This window comes from Chelatococcus sp. GCM10030263 (assembly GCF_042666455.1).
Lineage (GTDB): Bacteria > Pseudomonadota > Alphaproteobacteria > Rhizobiales > Beijerinckiaceae > Chelatococcus.
This window is the reverse complement of the sequence record NZ_JBHTDB010000011.1, coordinates 1-686: the sequence shown is the minus strand read 5'-3', so window position 1 is coordinate 686 and position 686 is coordinate 1. Positions and strand designations below refer to the sequence as shown.

Annotated in this window: 1 protein-coding gene; it reads right to left on the bottom strand. The window is 69.8% G+C overall.

Going from position 1 to position 686, the window contains the following annotated elements; translation table 11 throughout:
- Positions 1-686: autotransporter outer membrane beta-barrel domain-containing protein (locus tag ACFQU1_RS22180; protein WP_378136848.1), on the bottom strand; the 686-nt coding region annotated here is incomplete at both ends.

Below are 686 nucleotides of genomic sequence, written 5' to 3'. Positions count from 1 at the left end.
CGCATCGGCACCGAGGAAGAAGCCGGTGGTCGAGCGGGTGAGCGAGGCGGCATTGCCGTCGCCCTCGGTGTGGCCCCAGGAGCCGAAGGCCTGGCCCCAGATCGTCAGGCGGTCGCTGTTGGGCGCGCAGTCCTGCGCCCCGGGCTGCGCCTGCGTGCCGGCGGCGGCCGCCCCGATCTCGCGGCGGGCCGTCATATTGGCGCCCACCGCGCAGAAGGCCTCGCGGATGCGATCGACCGCGGCATCGCGCACGAAGTGGCTTTCTTCGATCATCGCCGTCTTCACCGAGGCATGGATCTCGCCCGAGAGCTGGTCGAAGGCCGCCCGCGCCGCTTGATCGTCCGGCAGGTTGATGAGCGCCGTCAGAAGCGGGTTCGTCGGCGGCAGGCCGGAAAGGCCCGTCGCCACGGAGATCTGGTTCGCCGTCACGCCGGCCGCGGTGAAGGGCCGGATCTGGCCCACCTCGAGATAGGCGTTATTGGCGTCATAGATATCGGTGAGCCCGGCGAAGGCGGTGAGTGCCGTATCGCCGGTCACGTCGAAGGTGCCGTTGAGCCCCGCCGTCGTGGTCAGCACCGTGTAGCGCGTGCCGAGCATATAGGGCGCATTCGTCGTCTTGGCGACATTGATCGCCGCGCCGCTGGCGAGGCTGGCTGCACCCGTGACGGCGATCAGGTCGGAGGCGG